This is a genomic window from Campylobacter sp. BCW_6877, assembly GCF_001762445.1.
Taxonomy (GTDB): Bacteria; Campylobacterota; Campylobacteria; order Campylobacterales; family Campylobacteraceae; genus Campylobacter_D; species Campylobacter_D jejuni.
Map to the genome: position 1 here is coordinate 15,293 of NZ_MJWW01000037.1, position 20,045 is coordinate 35,337.

At 31.0% G+C, this 20,045-nt stretch carries 16 protein-coding genes and 2 pseudogenes; 10 read left to right on the top strand and 8 right to left on the bottom strand.

All coding sequences use genetic code 11. The features are described from left to right. The first annotated feature begins 77 nt into the window (after positions 1-77). From acs to AJ936_RS05245, 5 genes are all read left to right on the top strand, one after another. Positions 78-2,051: an acetate--CoA ligase gene (acs, locus tag AJ936_RS05225; protein WP_070210374.1), complete on the top strand. Its 1,974-nt coding sequence runs from the start codon at positions 78-80 to the stop codon at positions 2,049-2,051. A gap of 87 nt (positions 2,052-2,138) precedes the next feature. Continuing rightward, the gene (gene galU / locus AJ936_RS05230; protein ID WP_002871129.1) at positions 2,139-2,963 is read left to right on the top strand and encodes a UTP--glucose-1-phosphate uridylyltransferase GalU; all 825 of its coding nucleotides are present in this window, start codon (positions 2,139-2,141) and stop codon (positions 2,961-2,963) included. Then, on the top strand, positions 2,957-4,177 hold the full coding sequence (locus tag AJ936_RS05235) for a glucose-6-phosphate isomerase (protein WP_070274152.1): 1,221 nt from the start codon (positions 2,957-2,959) through the stop codon (positions 4,175-4,177). Before galU ends, AJ936_RS05235 begins: the two co-directional genes overlap by 7 nt. A gap of 127 nt (positions 4,178-4,304) precedes the next feature. Next, entirely contained in the window at positions 4,305-4,754 is a 450-nt protein-coding gene (locus tag AJ936_RS05240; RefSeq protein WP_052858423.1) for a DNA starvation/stationary phase protection protein, read from the top strand. A 65-nt stretch (positions 4,755-4,819) separates the two neighbouring features. Then, on the top strand, positions 4,820-5,857 hold the full coding sequence (locus AJ936_RS05245; RefSeq protein WP_070210372.1) for a DUF4143 domain-containing protein: 1,038 nt from the start codon (positions 4,820-4,822) through the stop codon (positions 5,855-5,857). On the opposite strand, the gene AJ936_RS05250 is transcribed toward AJ936_RS05245, so the two are convergent. The 3 genes from AJ936_RS05250 to coaE are packed head-to-tail and all read right to left on the bottom strand — an operon-like array spanning position 5,854 to position 7,911. Next, entirely contained in the window at positions 5,854-6,585 is a 732-nt protein-coding gene (locus tag AJ936_RS05250) for a glucosaminidase domain-containing protein (RefSeq protein WP_002862176.1), read from the bottom strand. The two genes, AJ936_RS05245 and AJ936_RS05250, sit on opposite strands and share 4 nt — an antisense overlap. Beyond that, positions 6,560-7,309, bottom strand: coding sequence for a diaminopimelate epimerase (gene dapF / locus AJ936_RS05255; protein ID WP_002855997.1), 750 nt, complete (start codon positions 7,307-7,309; stop codon positions 6,560-6,562). Before dapF ends, AJ936_RS05250 begins: the two co-directional genes overlap by 26 nt. After that, positions 7,306-7,911 (bottom strand): dephospho-CoA kinase, encoded by a 606-nt coding sequence (gene coaE / locus AJ936_RS05260; protein ID WP_002826882.1) that lies wholly within the window; start codon positions 7,909-7,911, stop codon positions 7,306-7,308. Before coaE ends, dapF begins: the two co-directional genes overlap by 4 nt. 60 nt (positions 7,912-7,971) lie before the next feature. Between coaE and purM the strand changes: the two genes are divergently transcribed. After that, positions 7,972-8,961, top strand: coding sequence for a phosphoribosylformylglycinamidine cyclo-ligase (gene purM / locus AJ936_RS05265; protein ID WP_002881121.1), 990 nt, complete (start codon positions 7,972-7,974; stop codon positions 8,959-8,961). A 20-nt stretch (positions 8,962-8,981) separates the two neighbouring features. Here the strand turns inward: purM and dcuC are convergent. Further along, positions 8,982-10,433: pseudogene (dcuC, locus tag AJ936_RS05270) on the bottom strand (C4-dicarboxylate transporter DcuC). Between the two features lie 203 nt (positions 10,434-10,636). On the opposite strand from dcuC, the pseudogene cas9 reads away from it, so the two are divergent. The 3 genes and pseudogenes from cas9 (at position 10,637) to cas2 (ending at position 14,911) form a co-directional block, all read left to right on the top strand. Further along, positions 10,637-13,600, top strand: a pseudogene (gene cas9, locus AJ936_RS05275) (type II CRISPR RNA-guided endonuclease Cas9). After that, on the top strand, positions 13,597-14,487 hold the full coding sequence (gene cas1 / locus AJ936_RS05280; RefSeq protein ID WP_044780406.1) for a type II CRISPR-associated endonuclease Cas1: 891 nt from the start codon (positions 13,597-13,599) through the stop codon (positions 14,485-14,487). Before cas9 ends, cas1 begins: the two are co-directional and overlap by 4 nt. Beyond that, positions 14,480-14,911 (top strand): CRISPR-associated endonuclease Cas2, encoded by a 432-nt coding sequence (gene cas2 / locus AJ936_RS05285; protein ID WP_002797817.1) that lies wholly within the window; start codon positions 14,480-14,482, stop codon positions 14,909-14,911. The genes cas1 and cas2 overlap by 8 nt, the downstream gene beginning before the upstream one ends. Positions 14,912-15,338: 427 nt before the next feature. Here the strand turns inward: cas2 and AJ936_RS05290 are convergent, their stop codons facing one another. Genes AJ936_RS05290 through cueO form a run of 4 tightly spaced genes read right to left on the bottom strand, consistent with a single transcriptional unit; the run spans position 15,339 to position 18,744 of the window. After that, on the bottom strand, positions 15,339-16,529 hold the full coding sequence (locus AJ936_RS05290) for a molybdopterin molybdotransferase MoeA (RefSeq protein ID WP_002881768.1): 1,191 nt from the start codon (positions 16,527-16,529) through the stop codon (positions 15,339-15,341). Positions 16,530-16,532: 3 nt separating this feature from the next. Continuing rightward, positions 16,533-16,979: a molybdenum cofactor biosynthesis protein MoaE gene (locus tag AJ936_RS05295; RefSeq protein ID WP_002862166.1), complete on the bottom strand. Its 447-nt coding sequence runs from the start codon at positions 16,977-16,979 to the stop codon at positions 16,533-16,535. Further along, entirely contained in the window at positions 16,980-17,201 is a 222-nt protein-coding gene (locus AJ936_RS05300; RefSeq protein WP_002779488.1) for a MoaD/ThiS family protein, read from the bottom strand. It abuts the gene before it with no gap. Between the two features lies 1 nt (position 17,202). After that, positions 17,203-18,744 carry a multicopper oxidase CueO gene (cueO, locus tag AJ936_RS05305; RefSeq protein WP_044778904.1) on the bottom strand — a complete coding sequence of 514 codons (1,542 nt, stop codon included), beginning with the start codon at positions 18,742-18,744 and terminating at the stop codon, positions 17,203-17,205. Positions 18,745-18,867: 123 nt separating this feature from the next. On the opposite strand from cueO, the gene nspC reads away from it, so the two are divergent. Further along, a complete protein-coding gene (gene nspC, locus AJ936_RS05310) occupies positions 18,868-20,016 on the top strand; it encodes a carboxynorspermidine decarboxylase (protein WP_002867225.1) in 1,149 nt (382 codons plus the stop codon). Positions 20,017-20,045 lie beyond the last annotated feature (29 nt).

A 20,045-nucleotide genomic window follows, 5' to 3' on the forward strand; every position in this document is an offset into this window, starting at 1 on the left:
TTAATTATTTTTTAAATTTGTATTTAATACAAATAAACTCTTATATAATGTTTAAAAATAATCATAAAGGAGTTTTTATGCTTAATCAAAATAATCAAGAGCTTTTTAAGCCAAGTAAAGAATTTTCTCGTAATGCTCGTATAAAAAATTTATGTGAATACTATGATTTATGCGATGAAGCCAAGGAAGATTTTGAAGGTTTTTGGAAAAGACAAGCACTTGAGAAGATCGAGTGGTTTTCGCCTTTTTCAAGAGTGCTAAATGAGGATAAAGCTCCATTTTATAAATGGTTTGAAGGTGGAACTTTAAATGTAAGCTATCAATGTCTTGATCGTCATATGAAAACAAGACGCAATAAAGCTGCTTTGATTTTTGAAGGTGAAATGGGGGATTATGAAGTTTATACTTATAGAAGATTATTGCATGAAACTTGCAAGGCAGCCAATTTGCTTAAAAAATTCGGAGTAAAAAAAGGCGATAGGGTTGTAATTTATATGCCTATGATTCCAGAAACAGCTATAGTAATGTTAGCTTGTGCAAGGATTGGGGCTATTCATAGTGTGGTATTTGGAGGGTTTTCTCCTGAAGCCTTAAGAGATAGAATTATAGATGCAGGAGCTAAACTTGTAGTAACGGCTGATGGTGCTTTTCGTCGTGGCAAACCTTATATGTTAAAACCTGCAGTAGATAAGGCTTTAAGTGAAGGGTGTGAAAGTGTAGAAAAAGTACTTATAGTTATACGCAATAATGAGCCTATAGAATATGTTAAAGGAAGGGACTATGTTTATAACGAACTTGTGAAAAATGAGTCTTATAAGTGTGAACCCGAAATCATGGATAGCGAGGATTTGTTGTTTTTGCTTTACACTTCAGGATCAACGGGCAAGCCAAAAGGAGTTATGCATGCAAGTGCAGGATATATACTTTGGGCACAAATGACTATGGAATGGGTTTTTGATATTAAAGATTATGATAATTATTGGTGTAGTGCTGATGTGGGTTGGATTACAGGACATACTTATGTAGTTTATGGGCCTTTAGCATGTGGAGCAACGACTATAATGCATGAAGGAACTCCTACTTATCCAAATTCTGGGCGTTGGTGGAGAATGATAGAAGAGTATCAAATAAGCAAATTCTACACTTCGCCAACTGCCATAAGAATGCTTCATGCTGATGCGCCTGATGAGCCAAGAAAATATGATTTAAGTACGCTTGAAGTGCTTGGAACGGTTGGAGAGCCTATAAATCCTAGTGCTTGGAAGTGGTTTTATGATGAAATAGGGGGAGCTAAAAGTCCTATAGTCGATACTTGGTGGCAAACAGAAACAGGTGGACATATGATCACGCCTTTACCAGGCGCTACTCCTTTAAAACCAAGTTGTGCTACCTTGCCTTTGCCAGGAATTTTTGCAGAAGTTATTGATGAAGAAGGCAATAAAAAAGATGAAGGTGAAGATGGATTGCTTTGTATAACCAAACCTTGGCCTTCGATGATTCGTGGAATTTGGGGTAATGATGAACGCTATATAGAAAGTTATTTTTCTCAAGCTAGAAAAGATGGAAAAGCTGTATATTTTAGTGGCGATGGTGCTTTTTATGATAAAAATGGTTATATTACCATCACAGGAAGAACAGATGATGTGGTTAATGTTGCAGGACATCGTATAGGAACGGCTGAAATTGAAAGTGCTATTGCTAAACATCCAAGTGTAGCAGAATCAGCTATAGTGAGTATTTTGGATGCGATTAAGGGCGAGTCACTGTTTGCTTTTGTGGTTTTAAGTCCTGCATCCAGTTGTGATCTTGGCGGAGCTATAGAAACTTTAAAGGAACTTAATGACATTTTAAGAGTAGAGATAGGACCTATAGCTAAAATAGAAAAAATTCTTTATACTCCAGGTTTGCCAAAAACTAGAAGTGGTAAAATAATGAGAAGAATTTTAAGAACTATAGCAAGAGGTGAAGAAATCAAACAAGATATTTCAACACTTGAAGATTCTGGAGTAGTAGAAACCATTGTTAAATTGGCTAAGGCCGAGTTTGAATAACCAAGGTAAAAAGAACTTTGCCTTGTTTTGTTGCATAAAAATTCATAAAAATAAGCTATAATGATAAAAAAATAAAAGGAAATTTTTATGCTTCAAACTTGTATTTTCCCTGCGGCAGGTTATGGGACGAGATTTTTACCTGCAACAAAAACTTTACCTAAAGAGATGTTGCCTATCTTAACTAAACCTTTGATTCATTATGGGGTTGATGAAGCTTTGGAAGCAGGAATGGAAAATATGGGCTTTGTCACAGGGCGTGGAAAAAGAGCTTTAGAAGATTATTTTGATATTTCTTATGAACTTGAGCATCAAATTTCAGGTACAAAAAAAGAATACTTACTTGATGAAATTCGTTCTTTAATCAATCGTTGTACCTTTACTTTTACAAGACAAAATCAAATGAAAGGTTTAGGTGATGCGGTTTTAAAAGGTAAACCTTTAGTTGGCGATGAAGCTTTTGGCGTAATTTTGGCTGATGATTTGTGTGTTAATGAAGAAGGCTTAAATGTTATGGCTCAAATGGTAAAAATTTATGAAAAATATCGCTGCACCATCATAGCTGTGATGGAGGTACCAAAAGAACAAGTTTCAAATTATGGAGTAATTTCTGGAAATTTTGTAGAAGAAAATCTTATTATGGTTAATTCTATGATAGAAAAACCAAGTCCTGATGAAGCTCCAAGTAATCTTGCTATCATAGGAAGATATATTTTAACTCCTGATATTTTTGGAATTTTAGAAAATACTAAAGCAGGAAAAAATGGCGAAATTCAACTTACCGACGCGCTTTTAACTCAAGCAACCAATGGTATGGTTTTAGCTTATAAATTTCAAGGGAAACGCTTTGATTGTGGAAGCGTAGAAGGCTTTGTAGAGGCGACAAATTATTTTTACGAGAAAAGTAAATGTTAAACAATACACTTTTTTTTAAGCAAAGTGAAATTCACACTATAAGTTCTTATGCAAATCGTATTAATGATGAGGTAAAAAGTGGAGATATAGGGTATTATCATCTTATTGACACAAGTTTGAATTTAATCGATAAGAGCTTGAAATTTATTCAAGATAAAGAATATGTAAAAAATGTCGTTTTAGTTGGAATGGGAGGTTCAAGTTGCGGTGTAAAAGCCTTGCGCGATATGCTTTTTAATGAAAAAAGTAACCAAAGAGAGCTTTTTATACTCGATAACACAAGCTCACATTCTTTTAATAAGACTTTAGAAAAAATCAAGCTTGAAGAAAGTTTGTTTTTAATCATCAGTAAAACAGGTAGCACTATAGAAGTCGTATCACTTTTTAAACTTCTTATTGAACATTTTAAACTTGATATGCAAGAATTAAAAAAATACTTTGTTTTTATTACTGATAAGGATTCAAAACTTCATAAAGAAGGTGAAAATTTAGGTATTAAATGCTTTTTTATCCCTGCAAATGTAGGAGGTCGTTTTAGCATACTTTCAGCTGTGGGTATAGTTCCACTTTGTTTTTGTGGCTATAATGCCAAAGCTCTTTTAGAAGGAGCTAAAGCTTGTTTTGAAGATTTTTTTACTCGCAAAAAAGATGAAATTTTACAAAAGGCTTATCATTATTGCACACACAAAAATGCCAATATCAATGTGCTTTTTTCATATAGTGATGCTTTTAAAGGCTTTAACGAATGGTATATCCAGCTTATTGCTGAAAGTTTAGGTAAAAAGCAAGGCTATAAACGCATAGGTTTAACTCCTGTTGCACTCATTGGAGCAAGAGATCAGCATAGTTTTTTACAACTCATCATGGATGGACCTAAAAATAAAACTGTAACTTTTTTAAAAATCAAAGACGCTCAAAAAGTACCTATTATCCCTGATATTCATTTTAAATTTTTAGATTCTTTAAGTAATAAAGTCAATCTTCACGAACTTTTAAACGCCCAATGTGATGCAACTATGCATGCTTTAATCGCCGAAAATTTGAGTGTTGATGTGATAGAACTTGAAAAACTTGACGCTTGGCATGCGGGATATTTGATGTATTATTATGAACTTTTTACTTCAACTTGCGGTGTTATGCTAGGGATTAACACTTATGATCAACCTGGTGTGGAAGTTGGAAAGTTGATCTTAAAAAATATATTAATTTCTTAATCAAAATTCATTAAAAAAAGAGTATAATAATTTTAAGTTAAAATTATAATAAAAATTTTTAATTAATAATAATTATTATTTAAGAATTTTATACTATAATTTTAAAAATCAAAAAAAGGAGTCAATCATGTCAGTTACAAAACAATTATTACAAATGCAAGCAGATGCTCATCATCTATGGGTTAAATTTCATAATTATCACTGGAATGTAAAAGGTTTGCAATTTTTTTCTATACACGAGTACACAGAAAAAGCTTATGAAGAAATGGCAGAACTTTTTGATAGTTGTGCTGAAAGAGTTTTACAACTTGGCGAAAAAGCTATCATTTGCCAAAAAGTTTTAATGGAAAATGCAAAAAGTCCAAAAGTTGCAAAAGATTGCTTTACTCCGCTTGAAGTCATAGAACTGATCAAACAAGATTATGAATATCTTTTAGCAGAATTTAAAAAACTCAATGAAGCAGCAGAAAAAGAAAGTGATACCACAACAGCTGCTTTTGCGCAAGAAAATATCGCAAAATATGAAAAAAGTCTTTGGATGATAGGCGCTACTTTACAAGGTGCTTGCAAAATGTAATTTAAGGGGCTTTATGCCCCAATTATACTAACTAGGTTATAATATCCTTTTTTTAAAGGATAAAATTGAAAGTACTTAATTTTTTTTATGAAAACCATCCTAAATTTGAAGTAAGTTATGAAAGAAAAATTCAAATTTCAAAACTAAATATTATCATAAAAGGCCCACGATTTTGTGGTAAAAAAACGCTTATTTTTAATTTTTTATCTCAATTTAAAGCAAGTGAAATTTTGTTTTTAGATTTATATGATACACGTTTTGAAAAACAAAGTTTAGAAAGACTTTCTGATTTTCTGAATGAAAATTTACAAATTAAAATTCTTTGCCTTTATAATTTGGATTTTATTCCTAATTTAGAAAAAATTAAAATTCCCATCATCTTAAGTACAAATATAAAAGATTTAAATGTAAATGGGTTTGAAGAACTTGAACTTGATTATTTTGATTTTGAAGAATTTATTAGTGTAAGTAAGAAAAATTTACCTATAAATAATTTAGTAGGTCTTTTTTTGCAAAGTGGACGGAGTAAATTTGGAGAAAAAAACATACTTTTAAGACAAAGCTTTACTCTTTTAGAATTAGAAATTTTAAAGTATTTAGCTTTAAATTTGGGTCAGCAAATCAGTATTTCTAAGATATTTATAGAACTCAAAAAAAGATTAAAAACTTCAAAAGATAGTGTTTATCAAGCTATAAAAAAATTAGAAAATACTTATGTGATTTATACTTTAAAACATGATGAAAAAAAACTTCAAAAGATTTATTTTAAAGATTTTGGCCTAAGAAATAATCTTTGTATTTCAAAGGATTTTTCACATTTATTTGAAAATTTAGTTTTAAGCGAGTTGTTTAAATTTAAAGAAGAATTTTTTTATAACAAATACTTTAACTTTTATAGCCAAATATCTAAAATTGCTTATATTTCAAGTCCAACTTTAGATATTGATTTGATCAAGCTACGTGCTAAGAAAATTTTACCAAAGGCTTTAGAACTTGGAATTTTTCATGTGATTTTTATCACTCTTTCAAGCGAGGATAGTTTTTTTGAGCAAGGGATTAAATTTGAAGTCATATCTTTTGATAAATTTTCACTTGGATTTTAGGCGTTGTTTGATTTTGTATCGTATTTTTCAAGGTTGTATCGTTTGATGATTTTTGTAATAAGATTGATATAATATCCCTTGCGTTCAGAATAAGAATCTAAAGTTTTAATAGCCTCTAGCCCTGTTATCTCTTTGTCTTCGCTTTCAAATTTAGCTCTTACATCGCGAAACTTTTCATAAGCAAAATGACGATTTAAATTTAAAACATAAGAGTCAACACTATCTTGCAGACTATCAAAAATTTTAATTTTGTGTTTTTTATCTGGATGTCTTAGATCAGGAATTAAACCTTTCTCACCCCAAGTCCATTCTCCAAAAAGATTGTTTGCTTCTCTTGCGAAGCGACTGGTACCTGTAGCACTTTCAACTAAAGCTTGGGCTATACCCATGGATTTTGGAATTTTTTGAATACGTTTTTTATATTCTGCAAAATCATAAAGATTTTCAATGCGATATTTGTTTTTTATCGTGATAAGTTTTTCAAGATTTATTTGGTTTGAAGTCCTAAAGCCTGTTTTGTAAGCATCTTTAAAAAAGGCTTCGATAAAGGCTCTTTCTTGTTCAATTTTTTTAAAGCTTTGATCAAACATTTCATTCATTTTTATAAAAAAAATTTGTCTTTTTTGATCTATATCAAGTTTGTAATATTCCTCTCCAAATCCACTCTTTAGATCATCAGCAAAAAGTGGGATTAGAAAAAGACTAAGAAAAATTATAATTGGCTTCAAAACAATACTTTACCTTTCCTTCAAAAAACAATTCTTCATTTTTATATGCAAACCCTACCTCTTCACCACTTTTAGGAGTTATTTTAACTTTATTTTGTACTTTTTTATTTAAAAATGCCAGATAAAAACAAGCCCCCATTCCTGTGCCACAAGCTAAGGTTTCATCTTCAACTCCGCGTTCATAAGTACGAACTTTTAAATGATTTTCATCTAAAATTTTTACAAAATTAACATTGGCATTATATTTTTGTCTCATTTTTTGACAAAGCATTGTATCAAATTCATCTAAATTTTGACAAAAATGTACTAGATGTGGAACTCCAGTGTTGCAAAGTTGCCAAGTTTTTCCTAATTCTTCAAAAGTATTTTGTACACTTTTTATTTTGCCTAAAGATACTTCAACTTTATCTTGATTTACCTTTGCTTTTATTACTCCTGCACCGGTTAAAAAACTCATGTTAGGATTTATTTTGTTAATATGATGTGCAAAATGTGCCGCAGCCCTTGAGCCATTGCCACACATAGCAGCCCTTGAGCCATCGTTATTATAAAATTCCCATTCAAAGTCGTATTTTTCATGAGGCAATATCACGATAAAGCCATCCGCACCTATGCCTTCATAACGATTACAAAGTTCTTTAGCTAAAGCACTTCTATCTTCTTTTCTATCAGCATTTGTTATGACAAAATCATTCCCACTTGCACAATATTTATAAAATTTCACATTTTTCCTTTAGAAATTTCTTGTATTACTTTAACACATTCTTGCCTAAAATCGGCATAAGAATTAGTATTTTTAATGATAAAATCTGCTTTTTTAAGTTTTTCTTCAATATCTATTTGAGAATCAAGTCTTGCTTTTGCAGCTTCTAAGCTGAGCTTATCTCTTTGCATGATTCTTTTAAGGCTTAATTCTTTAGGTGTGTAAATTACAATGACTTTGCCTAAATTTTCATAAGCACCGCTTTCAAAAAAAAGAGGAATTTCTACAAAAAAAGCTTTATTTTCCTTATCTAGAATTTGCATTTGTTCTAAAATTTTAGCTCGAATTTTAGGATGAGTGAAATTTTCTAAGATTTTTTTAGCTTCTTTATTGTTAAAAACAATTTCTCCAAGGATTTTTCTATCGATTTTCTTTTCTTTTGTGAGTAAATTTTTTAAACTAAAGGGAGAAAAAATCTTTTCAAGTTCTAAAGCATTTTCATCTAAAATTTTATGAGCGATTTTGTCTGCGCTAATGCTTTTAAAGCCTAAAGAATTCGCTATTTCTATAAAAGTGCTTTTACCGCAAGCAATTGAAGCGGTTACAAAAAAAGCATTTTTCATCTTATGCCTTATTAAAACTTTTTTCGTTAAAATACCTTTTTAGTTCTTAAAGGAAAATAAATGAAAATTTCATATAAAGATGCAGGCGTAAGTATAGATAATGGAAATGCCTTTGTAGAGGCTATAAAACCTTTGGTTAAAGAAACTTTTAATGATAATGTTGTAGGCGGAATTGGTTCTTTTGCTGGTGCTTTTAGAATGCCAAGTGGTTTTAAAAAGCCTGTGATTTTAGGTGCAACAGATGGGGTTGGTACCAAGCTTCGCTTGGCAATTGATGCTAAAAAATATGATACTATAGGGCAAGATTTAGTAGCAATGTGTGTGAATGATTTGATTTGTAATTTTGCTACGCCTTTGTTTTTCCTAGATTATTATGCTACAGCCAAGCTCGAAGTAGAAGTAGCAAAGGCTGTTGTATCAGGCATTGCCAAGGGATGTAAGATGGCAAATTGTGCATTAATTGGCGGAGAAACTGCTGAAATGCCTGGAATGTATGCAAAAGATGATTTTGATCTTGCGGGTTTTGCAGTGGGTATGGCTGAAGAAGATGAGATTGATAGAAGTAAATTTGTTAAAAATGGTGATATTTTATTGGCACTTCCTAGTTCAGGACTTCATTCAAATGGTTATTCTTTAGCTAGAAAAGTACTTTTTGAAAGTTTAAAATTAAAATTTGATGACAAGATAGAGGGTAAAAATTTAATTGATATTTTGTTAGAACCTACAAGGATTTATGTGCGTGATTTTCTTACACTAAAGCCTTATATCAGTGCTCTAGCACATATTACAGGGGGTGGTTTAGTAGAAAATTTACCACGCGTTTTACCTCGTGGTATGGGTGCAACTATACGCAAACATCATCTTAAAACTCCTGAAATTTTTTATACTATAGGACAGGCTGTAGAAGAAAGCGAAATGTATAGAAGCTTTAACATGGGAGCGGGTTTAGTAATGGTTGTAGATCCTTCTAATGTAAGTAAGGTTTTAGAAAATTCAGATGCCTTTATTATCGGCGAAATTTGCATTAATGAAGGTATTGTTTTAGAGTGAAAATAAAGCGTCAATACGCTTTATTTGTGTATTTTAAGTTCTATTTTTGTAGTGTTTTGTTCTTTTGGCAAAGGATTGGTTTGTGCTAGATAAAAGGCTACGAGTACATTTACAAGCATAGCGATAAGTAAAAGAGGAGTGGTTCGTTTTATAATATCCATTGGAGCTACTTTTGCAAATCCAGCTAAAGCTATGATTCCGCCTGCTATTGGTGAAGCTGCACGACCTAAACAAGATGCAATTTCTATAGGTAAAACTAGAGTAATAGGTGCAACGCCTAATTTTGTAGCTATATCAGGAGCTAGTTTTCCAAAAGCATTAAAAGCAGCAATTCCACTTCCCATAATCACTGTGGCAAAATAAACTAAAAAGCTTAAAATAGCTATACTCAAAAGAATTCCAAACCATGCAAAATTTCCTGTTCCAAGATTTGAAACCGCGTTAGCAAGGATATTAACTCCACCAAGTGCTTTAATGCCTTCAGCAAATACTCCAGCAGCGATGATTATGCTTACGACTGAGATAAAAATTTCAGCCATAGCTTTTAAAATCACCATCATATCTTCGCCTAATTTTCTAGCATTTCTGTGTCTTGCAAATTCAACAAGAAAAACTAAAGAAATACTTACAAAATTTGCTGTCACAACATCGAGCTTGATAGTAAAAAAATACGCTGTAAATAAAAATACAACAGGTAACCAAGGAAAGAGTATGTAAAAAGTGGGACATTTAGGATCAATGATTTGCGGAATTTCAACTTCATCATTTAAAACACCTTTTTCTTTATCTCTTTTATCAATCCAAGCAAAATAAAAAGGAATCAAGATGGCAATAACTACAACATAGGCAATCACACTATAAATTTGGTAATTTAAAAAAAGCCCTACGACATTATCGCTTTGTCCTACCATATCTGCCATATTGATTGAATTTCCATCTTTTGGACCATAATCAAGTGCAATTAAAGAAAGCACACATACAGCTATAATAGGACGGATTTTAAGTGAGATTAAAACAGGATAAATACATGCTAGCAAAAGTAAAAGCAATCCAGCATAGCTAAAAATGACGATTTTTAAGCTATTCCAACAACAAAAGTTCCACTTAAATCAAGTATTTATTTTTGATTTTCCTAAGGGTTTATTTGCTAAAAAAGCAAGTTTTGCCGAAGCATTGATATGTTTCATATAAGCAGCAAAACCTGCCACACTCATGATAATAAGCTCTACTCTAGAAAGCTGGCTTTTAAAAGTCGCTGTGATAAAAGCATAGCTATCAAGTAAAACATTTAAAAAGCTTGCATGTTCTCTGCTTGGGGCTTTTGGTATAGGTGTTCCTGTGATGTAAAAAGCAAAAATAAGCAAGATAATACCTGAAAGAAAAAATACAAAAATGGGATTGTATTTTTTGAGTATATAATAAGCAACGACAATTACCGCTAAAAGTGTAGAACATATCATAAAAATTGGCATGATTTCTCCTGAATTTACAGCTTATGAATTTAATTTTAGCTAAATTTTTAAATAAAAAATATTTTTTATTTAAAAATTACTTATTTTTTGTATTGCAAAATTAACATATGTATAGTTTGGTTACTGAAAAATTTATATTTACATAAAAAATGATTTTTGTATTATAATTATAAATAAATCATAAATGTCACAAAGGATTTAGTGTGGCAAGAATTTTGGCATTCGATATAGGAATAAGCTCTATTGGCTGGGCATTTAGCGAAAATGATGAGTTAAAAGATTGCGGAGTTAGGATTTTTACAAAGGCTGAAAATCCTAAAACAGGAGAATCCCTAGCCTTACCAAGACGCCTTGCAAGAAGTGCTAGAAAACGCCTTGCTAGACGCAAAGCAAGGCTAAATCACTTAAAACATTTAATTGCAAATGAATTTAAGTTAAATTACGAAGATTATCAAAGCTTTGATGAAAGTTTAGCTAAGGCTTATAAAGGCTCTTTAATTAGCCCTTATGAGTTAAGATTTAGAGCTTTAAACGAGCTTTTAAGTAAGCAAGATTTTGCAAGAGTGATTTTACATATTGCAAAAAGGCGTGGCTATGATGATATTAAAAATAATGGTGATGAAGAAAAAGGCGAGATTTTAAAAGCTATCAAGCAAAATGAAGAAAAATTAGTAAGTTATCAAAGTGTAGGCGAGTATCTTTATAAAGAGTATTTTCAAAAATTCAAAGAAAATTCCAAAGAATTTATAAATGTTAGAAATAAAAAAGAAAGTTATGAACGCTGCATAGCGCAAAGTTTTTTAAAAGACGAATTAAAGCTTATTTTTCAAAAACAAAGAAAATTTGGCTTTTCTTTCTCAAAGAAATTTGAAGAAGAAGTGCTTAGTGTAGCATTTTATAAAAGGGCTTTAAAAGATTTTTCTCATTTGGTGGGAAATTGTAGTTTTTTTACTGATGAAAAAAGAGCGCCAAAAAATTCGCCCTTAGCTTTTATGTTTGTAGCGCTTACAAGAATTATCAATCTTTTAAACAATCTTAAAAATACTGAAGGAATTTTATATACAAAAGATGATTTAAACACGCTTTTAAATGAAGTTTTAAAAAACGGCACTCTAACTTATAAACAAACAAAAAAGCTTTTGGGCTTAAGTAATGATTATGAGTTTAAAGGAGAAAAAGGAACTTATTTTATTGAGTTTCAAAAATACAAAGAATTTGTAAAAGCCCTAGGTGAGCATAATTTAAGCCAAGATGATTTAAATGAAATAGCAAAAGATATTACCCTTATAAAAGATGAGATTAAACTTAAAAAGGCTTTAGCAAAATATGATTTAAATCAAAATCAAATTGATAGCTTAAGCAAATTGGAATTTAAAGACCATTGAAATATAAGTTTTAAAGCCTTAAAACTTATCACTCCTTTAATGCTTGAAGGTAAAAAATACGATGAAGCTTGCAATGAGCTTAATTTAAAAGTAGCAATTAATGAAGATAAAAAAGACTTTTTACCCGCATTTAATGAAACTTATTACAAAGATGAAGTAACTAATCCTGTGGTTTTAAGGGCGATTAAAGAATATAGAAAGGTCTTAAATGCCTTGCTTAAAAAATACGGTAAAGTGCATAAAATAAACATTGAATTAGCAAGAGAAGTAGGTAAAAATCACAGTCAAAGAGCTAAAATAGAAAAAGAGCAAAACGAAAACTACAAGGCCAAAAAAGACGCCGAACTTGAATGTGAGAAACTAGGCTTAAAAATAAATAGTAAAAATATTTTAAAATTAAGATTATTTAAAGAACAAAAAGAATTTTGTGTTTATAGTGGGGAAAAGATTAAAATTAGTGATTTACAAGATGAAAAAATGCTTGAAATTGACCATATTTACCCTTATTCTAGAAGTTTTGATGATTCTTATATGAATAAAGTTTTAGTTTTTACCAAGCAAAATCAAGAAAAACTTAATAAAACCCCCTTTGAAACCTTTGGCAATGATAGAGTAAAATGGCAGAAAATTGAAGTTTTAGCAAAAAATTTACCTACTAAAAAGCAAAAAAGAATTTTAGATAAAAACTACAAAGACAAAGAGCAAAAAGACTTTAAAGATAGAAATCTAAACGATACTCGCTACATCGCAAGGCTTGTTTTAAACTATACTAAAGATTATTTAGATTTTTTACCTTTAAGTGATGATGAAAATACAAAATTAAACGACACACAAAAAGGCTCAAAAGTGCATGTAGAAGCAAAAAGCGGTATGCTAACATCCACTTTAAGACACACTTGGGGCTTTAGCACTAAGGATAGAAATAACCATCTTCATCATGCCATCGATGCAGCAATTATTGCTTATGCAAACAACTCTATCGTAAAGGCTTTTTCAGATTTTAAAAAAGAGCAAGAAAGCAACACTGCAGAACTTTATGCAAAAAAAATTAGTGAATTAGATTATAAAAACAAAAGGAAGTTTTTTGAGCCTTTTAGTGGTTTTAGGCAAAAGCTTTTAGATAAAATTGATGAAATTTTTGTCTCAAAACCTGAGAGAAAAAAGCCAAGTGGAGCTTTACATGAAGAAACATTTAGAAAAGAAGAAGAATTCTATCAATCATACGGCGGAAAAGAAGGAGTTTTAAAAGCCCTAGAGTTTGGTAAAATCCGCAAAGTAAATGGTAAAATCGTTAGCAATGGTGATATGTTTAGAGTGGATATTTTTAAACACAAAAAGACAAATAAATTTTATGCTGTGCCAATTTATACCATGGATTTTGCTTTAAAAGTATTACCAAATAAAGCCGTGGTGCAAGGTAAAGATAAAAAGTCAGGTCTTATAAAAGATTGGATTTTAATGGATGAAAATTATGAGTTTTGCTTTTCTTTATACAAAGATAGTTTGATTTTAATTCAAACTAAAGATATGCAAGAGCCAGAACTTGTTTATTATGAAAGGCTAGATAGCTCAAATGCTAGCCTAACTGTTTCAAAACACGATAATAAATTTGAAACGCTAAGCAAAAATCAAAAAATATTGTTTAAAAATGCAAATGAAAAAGAAGTAATCGCAAAAAGCATAGGAATTCAAAATCTAAAAGTATTTGAAAAATACATAGTTTCAGTACTTGGAGAAGTGACAAAGGCTGAGTTTAGACAAAGAGAAGATTTTAAAAAATGAGTTACGATGAAGCTTTTAAAACACTGCTTATTAGCTCTAATGCCAAGCTAAATTTAGAGCTAAATCATCTTGTGATTAAGCAAGATGAAAATGTAGCAAAATTGTTTTTAAAAGATATAAACATCATCGTTTTAGAAAGCTTGCAAGCAAGCCTGAGTTCCGCACTTTTTAACGCTTTTGCAAAGCATAAAATCATCTTGCTAACCTGTGATGAAACTCATAGTATAAATGGTGTTTTTACTCCTTTTTTAGGGCATTTTCAAAGTGCAAAAATCGCAAAAGAGCAAATGAATGTAAGTGCTCAAAAAAAGGCTATTTTATGGCAAAAAATCATTAAAAACAAAATCCTAAATCAAGCCTTTGTTTTGAAAAAACACAATAAAATAGAGCAAAGCAATGAGCTTATAAATTTGGCTAAAAAAGTAACCTTAAATGATAGTAAAAATATTGAAGCTGTTGCGGCGGTGTTGTATTTTAAAACTTTGTTTGGTGCTTCTTTTTCAAGAGATGAGCTTTGCTTTGAAAATTCTGCTTTAAATTATGGCTATGCAATCATTAGGGCTTGTATTATTAGAGCAGTTTGTATCAGTGGACTTTTGCCTTGGCTTGGCATAAAGCACAATAATATTTATAATTCTTTTGCGCTTTGTGATGATTTGATAGAAGTGTTTAGGGCTAGTGTTGATGATTGTGTTTTAGAACTTGTGGGTGAAAGTGAGTTTTTAAACAAAGATGACAAAAGAGCGTTGATTGGTCATTTACAAAGCAAAATCAATTTTGATGGGCAAAATTATCCTTTAAATAGAGCGATAAATCATTATGTGGCAAATTTTAAAAATGCTTTATTGTATGAAGATGAACTAAAGATAGTGAAATTTGATGATTGAAGATAAATTTATGCGTGTGCTTTTGATGTTTGATGTGCCAACTAAAAGTAAAAAAGAGCAAAAACTAGCAAGTAAATTTAGAAACAATCTTATAAAATTAGGTTATTTTATGCTGCAATTTAGCGTTTATATGCGTATTTGCAAGGGTTTAAGTTCCGCAAAAAGTTCTATTGAAAATGTAAAAAAGATTTTGCCACCTTATGGAAATGTAAGGGCTTTAATCATCACTGAAAAGCAGTTTGATAAAATGGAGCTTTTGCTTGGTGGCATAGTTTTTAACGAAAAAGTTAATAACGAAACTAATTTAACGCTTTTTGATATAGATAGTCATGGAGAATTTAAATACAAAAATTCAAATAATGAAGAAATTCAAATAAACAAAAAACAAGAAAAATATCACCAGCAAAATTTATTTGAATTTTAAAAGCGGTTTTAGAGGATTGTAACCCCGCAGAGTCCCGCAAACTCTTTATTTTAGTCCCTTTTTAAATTTCTTATGAGATTATAGCATAATTTTTGCTATTTTTATTAAAAAACCCTGAAATTTTCATTATCTGGTAAATATCTATTTTACCATAAAGAAATTTAAAAAGGGACTAAAACTCGTTCTTATGATGAGTTTATAAAAAATTTATTTTACCATAAAGAAATTTAAAAAGGGACTAAAACAAAAGCTATCTTTTCAAACATAGTTGTAAAATTTTACCATAAAGAAATTTAAAAAGGGACTAAAAACCCTAGTGGATTGAAACTCCGCTAGGGCTAATTACTCCACTAAAAGGAGGTTGCAAATTTGAAATTTATTGAAATTTATGGTTGATTAAAATCGAAATAAAATTATTTAAATAATTTTAAGGCATAAAGATAATATCCACTAAACTTTCATTTTCTAACATTTCACATTCTTTTGGCACCACCATAAGGGCAGCTTTATTGTTAAGATTGTTTATAATCGCACTAGAGCCTTCTTTTTTACCTTCAAGATTAGCTAAAATGCGTCCATTTTCAAACTTTATGTTACAAGCGACAAATTCCAAATAAGGTGTTTTTTTCTTGTAGCTTCCTTGTAAGAAGGCTTTGCAAATATAGTCTTTAGGCTGAAGTAACCAAGAGTTTAAAATCTCTCTTGCGTAAAGATTAAACATTACCATAGCCGAGTAAGGAAAACCTGGTAAGGCGATAATGAATTTTTCATTAGCCTTGGCTATTTTGATATGTCTACCTGGTTTTATGTCGGCTTTATCGATGATGATTTCGTATTCTTTGACAGCTTTTTTCAAAAAGTCAAAATCCCCCATAGAAACTCCGCCAGTTGTAACTAAAATATCACAACTTTGCAAAGCACTTTCAAGGGTAGAAAAAGTGGCTTTTTCATCATCTTTTAAAAGAGGAAAAACCCTTGTATCACAATTTAAATTTTTAGCTAAATTAGCTATGGCGATATGATTTGAAGAGCGGATTTGAGCGGGATTTTCTAAGGCTTCTCCTAGATCTTTGATCTCACTTCCACTACTTAAAACTCCTACAATAGGCTTTATAAACACACTAATGTGAAAAAATCCAAGTTCAGCCAAAAGAGCTATTTCGCTATAATTTAACCTTGTGCCTTTTTTGAGTAAAATTTCATCTTTTTTATAGTTTTCTCCTACCGCACGCACGGCAAAAGTTTGGGGAACTTTTTTTTCTATAAAAAGAGTATCATTTTCTACGCGTACATTTTCAACAGGGACTAAAGTATCGCTTCCTTCGCTCATGAGTGAGCCTGTAAAGGTTTTTACACAAGTGCCATTTTGCACGCTAAATTGTGGCATAGTGCCCGCAGGTGTGAGGCCTAAAATTTTTAAAGTTTTATTTTGATCTTCAAATTTGATCGCATAACCATCCATAGCCGAAGTTGGAAATTCAGGCTGATTTTTAGGGGCTTTTATGTCTTGAGCTAAAATGCGTCCTAAACACTCTGTAAGAGCTATTTTTTCAATCTTTTCATAGGTTTTGATATGAGAATGTAAAATTTTTAAACTTTCTTCATAAGACATTAACATTTTTTATCCTTTTAAAAGTCCTGCACCGCAAAGTTTGGTTGATCTTTCTTTGGCATAAATTCTTTCTTTGTTTATCACATCATACTTCCAAATGGGTGCACTTGCTTTAAAATCTTCAACAAATTCATTAAGAAGTTTAAGTCCTAATTTTCTTTGTTTGCTTAAAATTCCTGCAAAATAAGAGCTTTCATGAACCGCCACATCGCCTATAGAGTGAGCAAAAAGCAAGCTAATACCATCAAAATCTACTCTTTTTTGCCACTCATTAAACCATTTTTTTAAAAGCGGTTCATAAATATCAAAACTAAGTGCCTCAATGCCTTCTTCTTCACGCACAATACCACAAAAAGTCAGTAAAGCACCGCAGTTTTTATCCTTGGCAAATTCATACCATTGTCTATAAATTTTAGGAATATCTAAAGAACCTTGATAAAGTGTAAAATGTTTCATTTAACCCCCACAAACTGGCGGTAAAAGTGCTATTTTATCACCATCTTTTAACTTAGTGTTTTCATCAAAAATGATTTCATCGTTTAAAGATACGGCACAAAGTTCTAGCCATTCTTTTAAACTCTCATCTTTTTGCAAAATTTCTTTTAATTCTTTTAAATTTTTTACCTCAAGTTCTAAATTTTCTTTATTTATGGGGCCTAAAAATTCCACTTTTACCATTTTATTCCTTTACTTCTAAATTTCCCATCATTCCTAAATCTTCATGTTCTAAAATATGACAATGATACATTCTAAGCCCTTTAAAATCTTGTTTCATTCTAAGTCTTAATTCTTCATTAGGACGCACATTTATAGTATCTCTTAAGGCTCTAAATTCGGCTTTTTGAACTTTGCCATTGAGTTTTGATGAGATGAGTTCAAATTGCGTGCCATGTATATGGAAAGGATGATCCATATGAGATTTGTTTATCACTATCCAGTCTTCAACTACTCCAAGTTTGGAGCTTAAATCAATGCGTTTTAAATCATAGCTTTTGCCATTGATTAAAAACATAGATGCAAGAGCGATTTTTAATTCGCTTTCACTTTTTCCCATCATACCATGCATTTGCATATGATCTTCACTCATGATTATTTCTTTAAATTCCTTAGGTTCTTCTGAAGGTTTGAAAATTTTTAATTTTTTTGGAAGTTTTACATTTTCTTTTTTTAGGTTAATATTGGCTAGAAATAGGGTATTAGGTTCTTCTTTTACCATCATTTTATCCCTATCATAATAAGCACTTTCTAGCTTAAATTCCCCATCTTTTGGAGCGTCGATTAAAACTTCTACACGAGAAGCAGGACTTAAGAAAAGTTCTTCTTTATAAATAGCTTTTTCTATAAGTCCACCATCAGTACCAACAAGTATAAACTTAGCTCCTTGTATGCGTAAATTTAAATATCTTGCCGCAGTAGCATTATAAATGCGTATGCGTTCGTTTGTGGCGAGTTTGATTTTAGGTTTAAATTGTCCATTGATGAGTACAAATTCTCCTTCTCTACCATTTAGCCAATCATTTAGGTTATTGTTTGGAATTTGAGCGTTTTCATCAAGACGCAAATCGCTAATCATCAAATCTTTTTCTTTTAAATGACTTAAAGCATCTTTTTTTGCTTTGATCACAAAAGCCCCTGCTAAACCCATAAAAACTTGTTTAGAAGCCGTATAATGAGGATGTGGATGATACCAGTAAGTTCCTGCGCTATCTTGAGGAATTTCAAAACGATATATTCTTTCTTCTCCTGCTAAGATAGGATCATGTGGGCTTCCATCTTGATCAGGTGGCACAGGAACGCCATGCCAATGTATAGTTGTAGCTTCTTTGAGTTTATTTTTGACTAAAATTTCAAGTTTATCTCCTTCAAAAACTTCTATTTTTGGAGCAGGCACGAGGCCATTGTAAGTATAAAATAAGGTTTTTTTACCTTTGATAAGCTCTATATGATTTTCTTTGATTTCTAGGGTAGCACGAAAAATATTTTTTTCTTTACTTTCATTTTTGAGTAAAGGCAAGGCTTTTAAAATTTCTCCTTGGGGGAATTGTTTTGGATCTAAAAGCTTTAAATTTTTTGGAGCAAAGTTTATAAAAGAAGTATCTAAGTCATGATTTATAGAATGATTTTTATGCATGGAGTGCATATCGTGCATAGGATTTGCATAGGCTACACCCATACTTGCTAGAGTAAGTGCATTAAATTTTAAAAAATTTCTTCTATTCATTAGTTTTTCCTTTTGCTTGATTTTTTGTATTATAGTCATTATTTTTTTAACTTTAGTAAATATTTATTTTGAAAATTTGGTTTAATTTTGTTATGATTTTAGCAATTTAATCAAGGAAAAATAATGTTTTATGAAAAAATTCAAACTCCAGCTTATATTTTAGAAGAAGATAAATTAAGAAAAAATTGTGAGCTTTTAGCAAGCGTTGGTGAAAAAAGTGGTGCTAAAGTGCTTTTAGCTTTAAAAGGTTTTGCTTTTTCAGGAGCGATGAAAATTGTTGGAGAATACCTAAAAGGTTGTACTTGTAGCGGACTTTGGGAAGCAAAATTTGCTAAAGAATATATGGATAAAGAAATTCATACTTATTCACCTGCTTTTAAAGAAGATGAAATAGGTGAAATAGCCAGTTTATCTCATCATATAGTGTTTAACTCTTTAGCCCAATTTCATAAATTTCAAGCTAAAACACAAAAAAATTCCTTAGGCCTTCGTTGTAATGTTGAATTTTCTCTAGCCCCAAAAGAACTTTACAATCCTTGTGGAAGATACTCAAGACTTGGAATTCGTGCTAAAGATTTTGAAAATGTGGATTTAAATGCTATAGAAGGACTTCATTTTCACGCACTTTGTGAAGAAAGTGCTGATGCTTTAGAAGCAGTTTTAAAGGCTTTTGAAGAGAAATTTGGCAAATGGATAGGGCAAATGAAATGGGTGAATTTTGGAGGAGGACATCACATCACTAAAAAAGGCTATGATGTTGAAAAGCTTATTGCTTTGTGTAAAAATTTCAGTGATAAATATGGCGTGCAAGTTTATCTTGAACCAGGCGAAGCGGTGGGTTGGCAAACAGGAAATTTGGTGGCTAGTGTAGTAGATATCATAGAAAATGAAAAACAAATTGCCATTTTAGATACTTCAAGCGAAGCACATATGCCAGATACTATCATCATGCCTTATACAAGTGAAGTTTTAAATGCTAGAATTTTAGCCACAAGAGAAAATGAAAAAATTTCAGACTTAAAAGAGAACGAATTTTCCTATTTGCTTACTGGAAATACTTGTTTAGCGGGTGATGTAATGGGAGAATACGCCTTTGATAAAAAGCTTAAAATCGGCGATAAAATTGTTTTTTTAGATCAAATTCATTACACCATTGTGAAAAACACAACTTTTAATGGTATAAGACTTCCAAATCTCATGCTTTTAAATGCAAAAAATGAACTTCAAATGATAAGAGAATTTTCTTATAAGGATTATTCTTTAAGAAATTAGTATTATTTATAATTTGCATAAAATGTTAA